The organism is Autumnicola patrickiae (assembly GCF_031846525.1).
GTDB classification, from domain to species: domain Bacteria; phylum Bacteroidota; class Bacteroidia; order Flavobacteriales; family Flavobacteriaceae; genus Autumnicola; species Autumnicola patrickiae.
In genome coordinates this window covers 265,456-279,527 of sequence record NZ_JAVRHM010000001.1, presented here as the reverse complement: position 1 = coordinate 279,527, position 14,072 = coordinate 265,456, and the positions used below count along the sequence as shown (strand labels likewise).

At 38.5% G+C, this 14,072-nt stretch carries 15 protein-coding genes; 5 read left to right on the top strand and 10 right to left on the bottom strand.

Translation table 11 applies throughout. The features are described 5' to 3' along the window. Positions 1-62: 62 nt before the first annotated feature. From RM549_RS01275 to RM549_RS01245, 7 genes are all read right to left on the bottom strand, one after another. Positions 63-725, bottom strand: coding sequence for an NUDIX domain-containing protein (locus tag RM549_RS01275; RefSeq protein WP_311679890.1), 663 nt, complete (start codon positions 723-725; stop codon positions 63-65). A gap of 65 nt (positions 726-790) precedes the next feature. Beyond that, positions 791-1,360 carry a pentapeptide repeat-containing protein gene (locus RM549_RS01270; protein ID WP_311679888.1) on the bottom strand — a complete coding sequence of 190 codons (570 nt, stop codon included), beginning with the start codon at positions 1,358-1,360 and terminating at the stop codon, positions 791-793. A gap of 17 nt (positions 1,361-1,377) precedes the next feature. Beyond that, positions 1,378-2,163, bottom strand: a complete 786-nt coding sequence (locus RM549_RS01265) for an NIPSNAP family protein (RefSeq protein WP_311679886.1) — start codon at positions 2,161-2,163, stop codon at positions 1,378-1,380. 88 nt (positions 2,164-2,251) lie between these two features. Beyond that, positions 2,252-2,800 (bottom strand): 2'-5' RNA ligase family protein, encoded by a 549-nt coding sequence (locus RM549_RS01260; protein WP_311679885.1) that lies wholly within the window; start codon positions 2,798-2,800, stop codon positions 2,252-2,254. 15 nt (positions 2,801-2,815) lie between these two features. Beyond that, positions 2,816-3,712, bottom strand: coding sequence for a CHAD domain-containing protein (locus RM549_RS01255; RefSeq protein ID WP_311679883.1), 897 nt, complete (start codon positions 3,710-3,712; stop codon positions 2,816-2,818). A gap of 308 nt (positions 3,713-4,020) precedes the next feature. Then, positions 4,021-5,253, bottom strand: coding sequence for a diaminopimelate decarboxylase (gene lysA, locus RM549_RS01250; RefSeq protein WP_311679881.1), 1,233 nt, complete (start codon positions 5,251-5,253; stop codon positions 4,021-4,023). 97 nt (positions 5,254-5,350) lie between these two features. Next, the gene (locus tag RM549_RS01245) at positions 5,351-6,523 is read right to left on the bottom strand and encodes an MFS transporter (RefSeq protein ID WP_311679879.1); all 1,173 of its coding nucleotides are present in this window, start codon (positions 6,521-6,523) and stop codon (positions 5,351-5,353) included. A 249-nt stretch (positions 6,524-6,772) separates the two neighbouring features. Between RM549_RS01245 and sucC the strand changes: the two genes are divergently transcribed. Together sucC and RM549_RS01235 are read left to right on the top strand one after the other, a co-directional pair. Continuing rightward, a complete protein-coding gene (sucC, locus tag RM549_RS01240) occupies positions 6,773-7,966 on the top strand; it encodes an ADP-forming succinate--CoA ligase subunit beta (protein ID WP_311679877.1) in 1,194 nt (397 codons plus the stop codon). Positions 7,967-8,215: 249 nt separating this feature from the next. Further along, positions 8,216-8,548, top strand: coding sequence for a hypothetical protein (locus tag RM549_RS01235; RefSeq protein WP_311679875.1), 333 nt, complete (start codon positions 8,216-8,218; stop codon positions 8,546-8,548). Between the two features lie 102 nt (positions 8,549-8,650). Here the strand turns inward: RM549_RS01235 and RM549_RS01230 are convergent, their stop codons facing one another. Beyond that, positions 8,651-9,451 (bottom strand): MBL fold metallo-hydrolase, encoded by an 801-nt coding sequence (locus RM549_RS01230; protein WP_311679873.1) that lies wholly within the window; start codon positions 9,449-9,451, stop codon positions 8,651-8,653. 150 nt (positions 9,452-9,601) lie between these two features. Then, a complete protein-coding gene (locus tag RM549_RS01225) occupies positions 9,602-10,060 on the bottom strand; it encodes a GNAT family N-acetyltransferase (protein WP_311679871.1) in 459 nt (152 codons plus the stop codon). A 128-nt stretch (positions 10,061-10,188) separates the two neighbouring features. On the opposite strand from RM549_RS01225, the gene treA reads away from it, so the two are divergent. Both treA and RM549_RS01215 read left to right on the top strand, forming a co-directional pair. Next, positions 10,189-11,799, top strand: a complete 1,611-nt coding sequence (gene treA / locus RM549_RS01220) for an alpha,alpha-trehalase TreA (protein ID WP_311679869.1) — start codon at positions 10,189-10,191, stop codon at positions 11,797-11,799. A 54-nt stretch (positions 11,800-11,853) separates the two neighbouring features. Beyond that, positions 11,854-12,222 (top strand): DUF1622 domain-containing protein, encoded by a 369-nt coding sequence (locus tag RM549_RS01215; RefSeq protein ID WP_311679868.1) that lies wholly within the window; start codon positions 11,854-11,856, stop codon positions 12,220-12,222. A gap of 66 nt (positions 12,223-12,288) precedes the next feature. Here the strand turns inward: RM549_RS01215 and RM549_RS01210 are convergent, their stop codons facing one another. Further along, positions 12,289-12,666, bottom strand: a complete 378-nt coding sequence (locus RM549_RS01210; protein WP_311679866.1) for a PH domain-containing protein — start codon at positions 12,664-12,666, stop codon at positions 12,289-12,291. Between the two features lie 201 nt (positions 12,667-12,867). Between RM549_RS01210 and RM549_RS01205 the strand changes: the two genes are divergently transcribed. Beyond that, positions 12,868-14,022, top strand: coding sequence for a trans-sulfuration enzyme family protein (locus RM549_RS01205; protein ID WP_311679864.1), 1,155 nt, complete (start codon positions 12,868-12,870; stop codon positions 14,020-14,022). The last annotated feature ends 50 nt before the right edge of the window (positions 14,023-14,072 follow it).

The window sequence follows — 14,072 nt, the reverse complement described above, 5'->3', positions numbered from 1 at the left end:
GATGAAGATACAAAAGAACTTAAGTTTACTTAATTAAGAATTCGTTAAAGGAAGACCAGAGATTAACTTTCTTGTTCCTGCACTAGCTCTGTCTCAACAGTATTATTAATGAAATCATTAATTTTCATATGCTGAAGGAGCATTATGGTTTTACCATCCTTGATTTCCCCTTTTGCTATTTTAGCATAAGCTTCCTCAAAATCTATTTCCAGTACTTCGATATCTTCCTGCTCTTCCTTGAGTCCGCCACCTTCGCTTACTTTCATATCTTCAGAATATTCGCCAATGAAGAAGTGGATAAGCTCTGTGACAGATCCAGGGGACATGTAGGAATCAAAAATTTTTTCTGCTTTAGGGATTCTATAGCCCGTTTCCTCTTCCGTTTCTTTAATAATGCATGCTTCAGGATAATCTTTATCTAAAAGCCCTGCGCAGGCTTCTATCATCATTCCGCCAGGATTATTGTTAAGATATGTAGGTAAACGGAACTGCCTTGTGAGAATTACTTTTTTTGTGCACCTGTTATATAGGAGGATGCAGGCGCCGTCACCCCTGTCATAGGCTTCCCGGTTTTGTACTTCCCAGGAGCCATCCCTTCTCTGGTAATTATAGGTGATTTCGTTTAGCAAAGCCCATCTGTTTGATAGCACTTCTGTCTTTTTTATTTTTATTTTTTCGCTCACGCTGGTATCTATTTCGTTTTCGTCCAAAAATATAGCGGACAATGTTACGCAAGGCTTTGCTAACTTGCTAATACATTAGGTATATTTTATAAAAGAAATGCCACTTTTTAGGAAATCTTTAGGGCATACTTCGATAAAAGCCCGGGTAAGTTTTCAAGGGAAAATTTGGCATTTTTCAGCCTGTTGTGTTCAGGATCCAGGGAGATATTGTCAGATTTACGAAAATCGGCACCTTCTAAAATGGAGTTTCTGAAGCTGGCATTGCTAAGATTGGCACCAGCAAAATTTGCTCCGGTAAGATCTGCTCCAGAGAACTCTACCTGCTCAAGTTTGCTGTTCAAAAACTGGATTTTCTTGATTTTTAGCTGAAAAAAGGATGAAAAACTAAGGTCGCAGGATTCAAAACTGAAGGAAAGCAAAAAATCACTGCATTCTTCAAACCTAAGGCCCAAAAGTTTGCAATTTCTGAAGCTGCAGTCCCTAAAAGAAGTTCCTTTTAATGTGGAAGAACTGAAGTCGCAGTCTTCAAATTCACATTCCGAAAATATAATTCCTCCCAAGTTTAAATTGGATAAAGTGCAGCCTTTAAAATGACAATTTTCGTACTCTGGAATTAATTTTTCACTTTTAAAGTTCAGGTTTGTAAATTCCTGATCTGCGGCGTAATTATCATCCATAATTGTCAATCAGAAAATTAGTAATCTGAATATTCTGTTGGATACAAAAATAGGATATCTGCATGGGAAACGTTATATGGAGGATATTCAGGTTTTGAGCTTAGTTTCTTCCAGGCCGGGGCTTCGCCAAATTGTTTCCAGTGCTCGTCACGGCTTTCTTTATCGGGAAAAGTAGTCATATACATAAGATTGGGCATATCTGGACCCGAAATTACTTCTGCGTAAAATACAGCATTAAAACCAAGTTCATCAAAGATCTCCACTTCCCCGTCGTTAAACATATCCACCTTATTCTGAAAAAGAGTTTCTGTTGGAGATTCATAACTTCTTAATTCATATACTCTGTCTTCCCGGGGTCCTTCTAAAGCTGAAGCCTCCATTTGCGGCATATCTTCAAAAGCTTTTAGCAGGGTGGATTCAAACCGAAGGTATGGCGTATCCTTGTAATCTGAATTTATGAAATCTTCTGCTTTTTTTAGAAAATTCTCATTCTTCCCAAGTTCTTCATTGATACTTTCCCATTGTTCAAGAGATTGAAAAGGGATCAAAACATACGTTTTTTTAATGCTGTCGTTTTTACCGTTCTCGTGTGGTTTAAAAACGCCGGTGTTTTGAATTCCCGTCTCCTTTAAAGCAGGTAAATATGCGTTTTTTAAATAATCATCTGTTCGCTCTACCTGTGCTTCATCTTCGAAATGATAAATTTTAAGCTGGTAAAACTCCTGATCCTGATTCTGTTCCTGTGCATTGGAAAAAGTTGTTAAGAGTAACAAGAATAAAAAAGCTAGGGTAGGTTTAAACATGTTAATCATTTTAAATATAAAGGTGGAAACGCTAATATATCTGTAAAATTTGTAAAACTTAAGAACAGGCCAAATTTTATTTGTTTGGTTATCCGTCCAGGCTGAACTTTTTCAGTACATCCCAGGTTTTTCCGTTGTGTTTAAACAGCGTAAAACTATTTGCAACAAAAGAAGCCTTAAACATTCGCTCCTTAAACTCAGGCCAGGCTTTTTGAAATTCTTTCCGGCTAAGGTCGCGGGTTGCAATAGTAATATGAGGATGTATCTCTGATTTCTTTTTATCTATATGAATAATGGCAGATAGGGCTTCCTGAACTTTTTTATGTAATTCTACAACCGGCCCTGGATTGGAGACATCTATGTAAATTACCCGACCGGAGAAATTACCAAAGCCCGATAATTGCAATTTTTGGGCATCGGCTTTGTTGGCCACTTGCTGTAAAGCTTCGGTTAGAACATCTTCATTTTCCTCATTCATATTAAACGGAATCTGAAGCGTGATATGAGCAGGTAATCGTAGGGCTTTTTCAGAGTTATACTTTTCTTTAATTTCTTCTTTTAATTCACGTACTTGTTTTTCCAGTTCAGCATCGGGAACAAGAGCAATAAAATAAAGAGGTGCCTTATTTTTGGTCATTTCTGGGCTATAGTTTTAATTCCAATTTACCCTTACATACTTTTTTATACGTTTTTTAAAGGCTTTTGGTTTTTCAGCATAAATTAACGCTCCGTGAAGTTCAGCATTTGTCCGTAAATGGTCGCTGTATTCTTTAATTAAAGCATGAATCATTTCCTTTTGCTTCTCATCCTTAAAATTGAAGTCGGTATTCAGTAATTTTTCATCCAAAACCATAAGATTGTGGTCATCACCTAAATAATCAGCGAGAATATGAATTTCTGATTCCAGGGTTTTAAACATTTCGGGCCATACATCCTGAAGCAGTTCACTTTGGTGCCATAGGTATTTTGCCCTTTTTCGCCATTCATGAAAAGTTTCTGAATTGGGATTGGCATAGGCATCCTCCAAAGCGTTGGCTCCCCTTGAATAAACCCTTTCCAGACTGGGAAGAATTACAGCAATATCTAAAGATTTTACTGGCCATTCTTCCAGTTTCTCCTTTGCTTTTTCCAATTTTTCTACAAGATATTGTGAAAAGAAATCTTTTTCCTGAAGCTCTTCTGCGACCGTATCCCGTTCTTTCTCCAACTCCTGTTTAATGCTATCAAAAAATTTCACATAAACATGATCGCCGTACCTTTCCTTCAGCATATCCACAGTTTCCATATGAGCGGTAAGATCCCTGACGGGTGACAGTTCCCGGCCAAGATCCCGAAAGTAAATATTGATTTTTTTATATTTCTTTTCTCCCATCTCGTCCCGTACAAGCCTGGCGAGGGCGCGGAGCTTCTTCAGGCGTTTTCGAATGTCATGAACCGCTTCATGAATTTCTGCCTTTTTAAGAGAAGTAAGGCAGGCATCAATTTCTTCGGAAGCAATTCTGTTGATGTTTTCCTGAAGGTCTTCCTGTTTTTCAAGTTTGTAGCTCATTTTCAGTATTTTTCATTAAGATACTGAATAGCTGTAAAGAAAAAGGTTAGTATTTTATTAAAACTGAAGGGTTTCCAGCTGAAAGAGAGCTGTAGAACAGCGAAATCTTTAGAAAAAATAATTTAAATAGACTTTTTCCGTCAAATATTGGTCTGCAGCAGGAAACGAGATGATTTTTATGAATTATTTATTCCTGCAAGGTTTTTTTGAACCTTGTAGGTATGACAAGTAAATAAACTTGCAGGAGCTAAACGAAAAAAGTGACTGCTCTAAAATGCCAATTATCGATCTACAGTATAACGCATGGCCTATGAAGACTGTGCGCTTTCCACGTTAAGATCAAGATTTACGGGAACCTGATGTTTAATAAGGTCTTCAAAAGTTTCTCTTTTTCTGATGAGATGCGCTTCGCCTTTGTACCACAACACTTCTGCGGGGCGGTACCTGGAATTGAAATTACTGGACATAGAATAACTGTAAGCCCCGGCATTGCTAAAGGCTAGAATATCACCTTCGGTAATTTCAGAGATGCGCCTGTTGCTGGCAAAAGTATCTGTTTCGCAAATGTAACCTACCACAGAGTAAAACCGTTCTTTACCTTCAGGATTCGAAATATTGGTGATATGATGATGGGATCCATAAAACATGGGGCGGATAAGGTGGTTAAAACCTGTATCGACTCCTGCAAATACGGTTGAAGTAGTTTGTTTAATTACATTTACCCGTGCGAGGAATTTCCCGGACTCGCTCACCAGATATTTGCCCGGTTCGAAAGCCAAAGTAAGTTCCCTGCCATATTCTTTGCAGAATGCTTCAAATTTTGAAGTAAGCTGGGCTCCAAGATCTTCAATATCTGTCTCGATATCTCCTTCTTTGTACGGAACTTTGAATCCGCTGCCAAAATCGAGGAATTCGAGATCTTTAAAATTCCTGGCAGCATCAAAAAGAATTTCTGAAGCATGTAAAAACACACCGATGTCCAGGATATCACTTCCGGTATGCATATGGATGCCGTTAATATTCATCCCGGTGTTTTCAACAATTCTAAGCAGGTGCGGCATTTGATGTATAGAAATGCCAAATTTCGAGTCGATGTGACCAACTGAAATTTTAGAATTTCCGCCTGCCATTACGTGAGGATTTATCCTGATACAAACCGGAGTATCTGGATGTCTGGTCCCGAATTGTTCTAAAATGGACAAATTATCGATATTGATTTGCGCTCCCAGGGCGGCAACCTGTTCAATTTCTTCCAATGAAACGCCGTTAGGGGTGTAGATAATGCGGGAAGGATCTACGCCGGCTTCAAGACCTAACTTTACTTCCTGGACAGACACGGTATCGAGTCCGCAGCCAAGGGAGTTTAGAAGCTTCAGAATAGAAATATTGGAAAGTGCTTTTACAGCGTAGTGAATACGCAGTTTTTCTACATTAAAAGCACTGGTTAACCGGTTGTATTGTGAGATGATTTTTTCAGCATCATATACATAAACCGGACTTCCAAATTCTTCGGCTACAGCTAAAAGGTCTTGATTGTTCATTTTTTCTGAATTATGAGGTGGCAAAAATACAGGAGAAATTGGATTTTTGGCAAAGCGGAATTCAAAAATAACCAATTCAATAAAATTGTTATATAAATCAGGTTTGCAGTGCTACTCTTTGTGCGTTTCTTTTTCTAATCCAGATGACGCCCATGGCAATAAAAATACCTGCTCCGGCCATTCCCGCACCAACCCAGTCTGCAGAGGTAAATCCATACCCATAGGCAATTGGCAATCCTGCAAGATAGGCTCCGGATGCATTTCCCATATTAAAAGCACTCTGGTTTAAAGAAGATCCCAGCATTTCTGATCCTTTTGCCGAATTGATCACTGCCATCTGGATAGGAGTGGAAAGCGTAAAAGCCACGGTAGCAATAATGAACGTCATGACCAGAACCGCAATTTTATCTGAAGCCAGGTACGTATTGGCAACAAGTACAATAACCATTAAAATTAAGCTGATTAGAACAGAATATATAGGAGAGAATTTTTCTGCCAGTTTTGCACCAATCAGATTTCCCAGGACCATTCCAAGTCCGGCGAGGATCATCGCATAACTCACTATACTTTCCGGATGTCCTGCAACTTCGGTTATCAAAGGAGCGATATAGCTGTACCAGGCAAAGAATCCACCGGTTCCCACGGTGGTAAGTAAAATCACCATCCAGAGTTCCAGTTTTTTTAGGACTTTAAGATCTTTTATAATTCCGTTGTTGGAAGGCCGGGACAATTCCGGCATCCAGAATTTAATACTTAAAACTGCCAGAACTCCGACTACTCCTACAGCCATAAAAGAAACATTCCAGCTGTAGTTATGGCCCAGATAAGTTCCGAATGGTACTCCCAACACGTTGGCAACGGTAAGCCCGGTGAACATCGTGGCAATAGCCTGGGCAGATTTTCCCGGTTTTGCAAGTTGTCCTGCGACCACGGCTCCAATTCCGAAGAAAGCTCCGTGTGGTAAGCCAGATAAAAAACGGGAAATAAGTAGTAAATGATAAGAATTGGCAAAGGCAGAGAGCGTGTTAAAAACCGTAAACCAAACCATGAGCAACATTAAAACTTTATGTGCAGGCCATTTTGATCCTATGCCTGTAAGCAATGGAGCGCCAACAACAACGCCCAAAGCATAAGCCGAGATAAAATGACCTGCCTGCGGAATTGTAATATTCAGGGCCTCCGCAACATCTGGAAGAATTCCCATAATAACAAATTCGGTCATTCCAATACCAAATCCTCCAATTGCCAGGGCTAATAATGCTTTATTCATGCAAGAAAAATTGAAACGGCAAAAATACGGGAGAATTCTGGGTTAGAACAAAATAGATATAAAAACTTACGATAACCATATAGTTTAACAGGGGGTGTTGATGCTTTTTTTGCAAAGGAATAGTCCGGGAGTGGCTTTTACATATATAAACTGCGGAAAAGGCCTGCAGTTAATCAAAAAAGATTGGTACAATAGTATTGTATTTGTTACTTTTGTGAACCATTAATAATACAGAAGAAATACCTGATTATGAATATACACGAATATCAAGGAAAGGAAATACTAAATAGCTTCGGAGTTAGAATCCAAAGAGGAATTGTTGCTCAAACTGCACAAGAGGCAGTAAATGCAGCAAAAGAACTAACCGAGCAAACAGGAACTGGCTGGCACGTAATTAAAGCCCAGGTTCACGCCGGTGGACGTGGTAAAGGTGGTGGGGTGAAACTTGCCAAAAACCTTAAAGAGGTTGAAGAAATTGCAGGAAATATTATCGGGATGAACCTGGTAACTCCTCAAACCAGTGCTGAAGGTAAAAAAGTACACCAGGTGCTTGTTGCTGAAGATGTGTATTATCCCGGAGATAACGAGCCGGAGGAATATTATATGTCTGTATTGTTAAACCGTTCTACAGGACGTAACATGATTATGTATTCTACTGAAGGTGGAATGGATATCGAAACTGTTGCTGAAGAAACTCCACATCTTATTTTTACTGAAGAGATAGATCCTTCTGTTGGATTGTTAGGATTCCAGGCACGTAGAATTGCTTTTAATCTCGGTCTTAGCGGTACTGCTTTTAAAGAAATGACAAAATTCGTAAGCGCTCTTTATACTGCTTTTGAGAAATCTGATTCTTCACTTTTTGAAATCAACCCGGTGTTAAAAACCAGCGATGACAAAATCATGGCTGTTGATGCGAAGGTAACTTTAGATGACAATGCGCTTTTCCGTCACAAGGATTATGCTGAAATGCGTGATATACGTGAAGAAAATCCTACTGAAGTTGAGGCTAAAAAAGTCGGACTTAACTATGTTGCACTAGACGGTAATGTTGGGTGTATGGTAAACGGAGCCGGACTTGCAATGGCAACAATGGACCTTATCAAACAGGCAGGTGGTGAGCCAGCCAACTTCCTTGACGTTGGTGGTACGGCAGATGCTAAGAGAGTAGAAGAGGCTTTTCGCTTAATCCTTAAAGATGATAAAGTAGAAGCTATTCTTGTAAATATCTTTGGTGGAATTGTCCGTTGTGATCGTGTTGCTCAAGGTATTGTAGATGCTTATAAAAATATGGGTGACGCTATAAATGTTCCTATTATCGTAAGGCTACAGGGAACAAATGCAGATGTTGCCAAGAAATTAATCGATGACAGCGGACTTGGAGTACACAGTGCTGTACAGTTCCAGGAAGCTGCAGATAAAGTACAGGAAGTACTTTCTTAGAAAAGTTTTCTTATTTAAATTTTTAAGGCTGTCCCTAAAAGGACAGCCTTTTTTGTTGCTCTTTTTCAGATTGGAATGCAAGAAGCTGATGTTTTGTTGCAGCTTCTTGCATTTTACTCTTTTAAAACTGAGTCCTCTAATCTCAATAAAATGGTCTATAAAGTTAAATAATCCTTAAAATAATTATCTTTTTGTAACGATGAATGCTAAGGATCAGTCTTTTAGATATAACCTTTAAATTTATTTATTATGAAAAGAATTAATGTTTTAATGCTAATGTTTATGATTTGCATTGGCAGCGTATTACCGGTAAATGCGAAAACCACCTTAGAGGATCCTAGCCATGTAAAACTGGAAATAGAAAAACTTTTAAAAAATCACAATTTGGATTTGGAGGAGGATATTGTTGCGAATGTGCTTTTTACTATTAACGACGACAAAGAACTGGTCGTGTTAATAATTGATTCCGAGGATGAGAAAGTAAAAGACTTTATTAAACACAGGCTTAATTATAAAAAGATAAAATCCTCAATGAACAGTGATTTTGATAATGTTGTAATGCCTGTAAGAATAAAAGCTTAACATCATTCATCTATTTTATTTCAATCAAAAGACGTTATCGTACAAAAAAAGCTGACCGTACTTGGTCAGCTTTTCTATTTATCTGAATTTTTGATTCCGAATTTATTTTCTCTCCGGATACCAATCTGCAAGTACTACTTCAATATCTTCATTTTCCTGGTTAACCAACTCCTTAAATTTTTCTACGTCTGCCAAACCGTCCTGTCCTCTGTAGTGGTAAGGATAAACTTTTTCCGGAGCAAAAGCAACTACACCTTCAGCAGCCTGATCGACTGGCATTGTGTATGGTAAATTCATGGAGACAAGTGCTACATCTATATTCTGAAGATTTCTCATTTCCGGAATATCTTCTGTGTCGCCAGAAATATATAATCTTTTACCATCTTTTTCCAGGACATAACCATTTCCGCGGCCTTTTACATGCATGGCATCTTCAGCTTCAGGTAAATTGTACATTGGGATAGCTTCAATAGTAAAGCCCATATGCTCTATACTTTCCCCGTTGTTCATCACTACAAGTCGGTTTTCCATTTCAGCAGGTAATTGGTCTTTTACAGCTTGTGGAACTATAATTTTAAGGCTATCGTCCAATTCCAACGCCTGCAAGGTTTCGGCATCCATATGATCTCCGTGAATGTCTGTTATTAAAATAAAATCCGGATCTTCAGCACCGCTAAATGCTTCTGCTCCTCCTACGGGATCTGTATAAAATACTGCGTCTCCCCATTTAAAAACTGCTGTAGCATGAGAGATTGGTTCAATATCTATTGAAACAGAATCTGTTTCTTCCATTGCACTGGTTCCAGTCATCTCGGTGACATCATTTTCTGGCTGATTTTGCTGTTCATTTTTACAGGAAACAAGCAAAATTCCCAGCGTTAAAAGTGTAAATATTTTTTTCATAATTTAGAGTTTAAAGGCCGTTTTTCTGAACTTAAGAGGTGGTTCAAAAATGGCAATTATTAAACATTACAGCTGCCTGCATTGCATAACAGCAGTCGAATTATAAATTTACACAACCTGAAACTGAATGGGTTTTTGTTTAATAAAGATTTATGAAAGGTTCAGCCTTAATTTAATGTCTCCGCGGGCGTATGGGTTATTTTCTTCTATTGGAATCTCCTCGAAACCATACTTTTTATAAATATAAATGGCATTCTTAAGTTTGCGACTGGAATAGATAATAAGCTGATCCCAATCCTGTCTTTTGGCAAATTCAAGGGTGTGTTCCATTAGTTTTTGTCCAATCTTTTTTCCCTGATATTCTGGAGTGACGGCCATTTTAGTGAGTTCATAAACTCTTTCCTCCATCTTCATTAAGGCTACAGTGGCGATGATACTATCATCTTCTTTTACAAAAAAGATATTGCCGCCGGGTTGGATAATGTACTTATCCGGATTTCCTAAAACCTCTTCATCATGTGGCTCTATAGTAAACAGTCTTTCCAGCCAGGCGAGGTTCAAATTTTTAAAGTTTTCGGCATATTGGGGAGCGTAAGAGATTATTTTCATTTCTAACTTCAATTTTTCGGCAAATTTAGAAAATACTTCCTTCTGAAAAGATTATTTTCAGTCTCTATTCCTTTAAGTATAGCTGGAAATACTGATTAAATTTTTAAATTATGCTGAAAAACACCTTTATGATTAAAGCAAAGACGTTTGGCCTCGTTTATTCGGTGATTTTTAGTTTTCTTTTATCCTGTTCTTCTGTTTCTACGGAACAGCGGGCTAATGTTACTATTCTGCCGCCGGAGGAGCTTTATGGTGAACTTTTTTATGACGTACAGACAAAAGAAATTTTTCCGGATAGTAAGACTTTTGTAGACGCGATCCCTAAAAAGAATGTAAAGGAGATTCGCAGAGAATACAAGGCGTTGGAAGATAAATCTATGGCATCAATTTCTGCCTTTGTTGAAGATAATTTTGAAATTCCGGGTGGCGAAACTTCCTATGAAGCAGATTCTTCTTCAATTAATCAGCATATCAAAAAGTTATGGCAGGTTTTAAAAAGACCGGCCGATGAGCAACATTCCGGAACGCTTATTCCGCTGCCCAATCCTTATATCGTGCCCGGTGGCAGGTTTAGGGAAATTTATTATTGGGACAGTTATTTTACAATGCTGGGGCTTCAGGAAGATGGCGAAACAGAAACGATCCGGAATATGGTAGACAATTTTGCGTACCTTATTAATAACTACGGATTCATCCCGAACGGAAACAGAACCTATTACCTCGGAAGGTCGCAACCGCCATTTTTTGCTATGATGGTGCAGGTCTTAGCTGAAGAGGAAGGGGATGAGGTTTATGTGGAATATCTTGAGGAAATGCAGAAGGAATATGAATTCTGGATGGCCGGTGCCGAAAAATTAAACTCCGGCAAACCTTCGCACCGCCGCGTGGTACAACTTGCCGAAGGAGAAATCCTGAACAGGTATTGGGATGATAACCCCGGACCAAGGCCCGAAAGCTATCGTGAAGATATCAAGACCGCTGAAGATGCCGTAACCGCTTCCCCAAATTTGACTAAGGAGGAAGTTTATATACATCTAAGGGCCGGGGCAGAGTCCGGCTGGGATTATTCCAGCAGATGGCTGGATGCAGATGCTTCAGGGGAATTTGATCTTTCTACTATCCATACTACAAACATTATTCCGGTGGATCTCAATTCGCTTTTGTACAATCTGGAAGGCACAATCGCTAAAACCCATGACCTTGCTGGCAATTCTTCAGAAGCAGAAAAATTCAGTGCAAAACAGCAGAAAAGAAAAAACCTAATACTTAAGTACTGCTGGAACAGAGAGACGAAATTCTTTATGGACTACAACTTCAGAAGAAATAAATATACAGAAATACTATCGCTCGCGGGAGTGTATCCGCTGTTTTTCGAAATTGCAGATGGGCAACAAGCTAGCCAGGTAGCGGAAAAAATAGAAAATAAATTTTTAAAACCTGGTGGAGTGGTAACAACCTTAAATCCTACCGGTGAACAATGGGATGCTCCAAATGGGTGGGCACCGCTACAATGGGTTACTATTACAGGCCTCAGGAACTACGGAAAGGAATTGTTGGCAGATGAGATAAAAATGCGCTGGCTACAGGTTAATCAAGATGTTTACGACCGCACTTATAAGATGCTGGAAAAATACAACGTAGAAGATCTCACGAAGGAAAGTGGGGGTGGGGAATATCCTACTCAGGATGGATTTGGTTGGACCAATGGTGTCTTTCAAAAATTATCTGCTGAAGAGTAGTAGATTAAATCCACTAATAATTTTTAACTTTAAAGAAAAAAGTCCCGAAAAAATATGGAAGAACTCCAGGTTTATATAGAATACACAGCTAAATTTATAGAAGTAGCGGGAATTATTACTATTGTGATATGGACTCTTATCGCAATGGGAAGATTTATTTTTTCAATTCAAAAATCAAAACCGCGTTCTTACCGTTTGCTGAGACAGGAATTAGGTAAAGGAATTCTGTTGGGACTGGAAATTCTGGTTGCGGGAGATATTATTGCTACTGTGGTGACAGAGCCTACAATGGACAGGGTCTTGGCTCTTGGAGTAATTGTATTAATACGTACTTTTCTTAGTTTTTCTATTGAACTTGAAATTGAAGGAAAATTTCCCTGGCAGAGGGAAGGCCATGAAAGCAGGTTAAATAAGGAGGATTAAAATAGGATAAAGAAGAACCACTAATGTATTTCTAAAATTTACGAACATCAGTGGTTACTATAGCTCTTATAAAGTAAATTCAGCTAACAATTTCTGTACTTCATAAATATCCACTTTCTTATTAAAACGTTTTGAAATGGAAGGAGTGTGCTCTCCCGATATCCAGATCTTCAGTTCTGCATCAAGGTCAAAACTACCCGCAGTTTCTACACTAAACCTGGAGATACTTTTATAAATAACAGAAAAATATTCAATTTTTCTCCCAGTAAGCCCTTGTACATCAATAATAATTAATCGTTTATTGGTAAAAATAAAGGTGTCTCTTATGATCTTAAATCCCGCTTCAATAGTTTCAGACGGAATTAAAAGTTTACCGAAATCTGCCTGAAGTTGGTTTTTTTCAATGGCACCGGCATTTCCTAAAAGGGAAGAAAGTATACTCATATCTACAATTCTTAAGTTTTATTGTGGAAGCACAATTTAAATTCTATTTTGATGCAATCATAAAATTCAGCAGATTATTTATAAGAAAAGAAGAGGAGTGATATAGATTGAAAAGGGAAACAATTGTTAACCGCAGCCATTTTTGAATTATTCTTTTTACTTTAGAAAAAAATTAAAAACAAGGTTATAACAAGTATAATAATGACTAAGAAATATAAAGGTATTAACACCATTTGTACGCACGTAGGAGAATTAAAGGATGAGCAGTTTAAAGGAGCAGTATCTCCTCTTTACATGTCTACTTCTTATGCTTTTGAAGATGTTGAGGTGAAACGTTATCCACGGTATTTTAACACACCTAATCAGGTGGCCCTGGCTCAGAAAATGGCAGCTTTGGAACATGGCGAAGCTGCACTTATTTTTGGAAGCGGAATGGCAGCTGTGAGTACCTCTATGTTGGCTTTTTTACATAACGGCGATCATGTTGTGCTTCAAAATACCCTTTACGGTGGGACGAGTAACCTGGTTGTAGAAGAATTTGACAAGTTCGGGATTGAGTATACATTTACTGAAGATTACAGCCCGGAATCTTTTGAAAAGGAGATAAAAAATAATACTAAGGTAATTTATATAGAAACACCTTCCAATCCCCTGCTTACAGTAACAGATATTAAAGCCATAGCGAAAGTAGCCAAAAAGCACGGGTTGGTAAGCATGATCGATAACACTTTTGCCTCTCCGGTAAATCAGAATCCTATAGATATGGGTATCGATATTGTAATCCATTCTGCAACTAAATATATGGGTGGGCATAGTGATATTCTGGCGGGCACTGTAATTTCTTCGGAAGAATATATCGATAAGGTTTTCCAGCTCGCCAAGAATTTTGGTGGAAGTCTAAGCGATTATACGGTCTGGCTTTTGGAAAGAAGCTTAAAAACAATGGGGCTGCGCGTTAAAGCACAAAATGAAAATGCACAGGAATTAGCAGATTTTCTCGATAATCATGAAGATGTGGCAAGAGTTTATTACCCCGGACTCAAATCCCACCCAGATCACAAAGTTGCGGCCGGACAAATGAAAGGTTTTGGCGGAATGCTCTCTTTTGAACTGAAAGAGGAATTGGATGCAGATTTATTTCAGAAGAAATTGAAATTGATCAAATCCTCAATGAGCCTTGCGGGTGTGGAATCCACCATTCTTTCACCGTCTAAAACTTCCCATGGACTTTTAACTCCCGAAGAAAGGGAAAAGCAGGGGATAAGAGATGGTTTACTAAGATTTTCAGTTGGAATTGAAGAAAAAGAAGATCTTATTGAGGATATTCAACAAGCCATTGAAGCTGTGAAAGCATAAATGAGGCTGAAGATAATCGGCATCGTATAATAAATTAATAAAGCATTGGC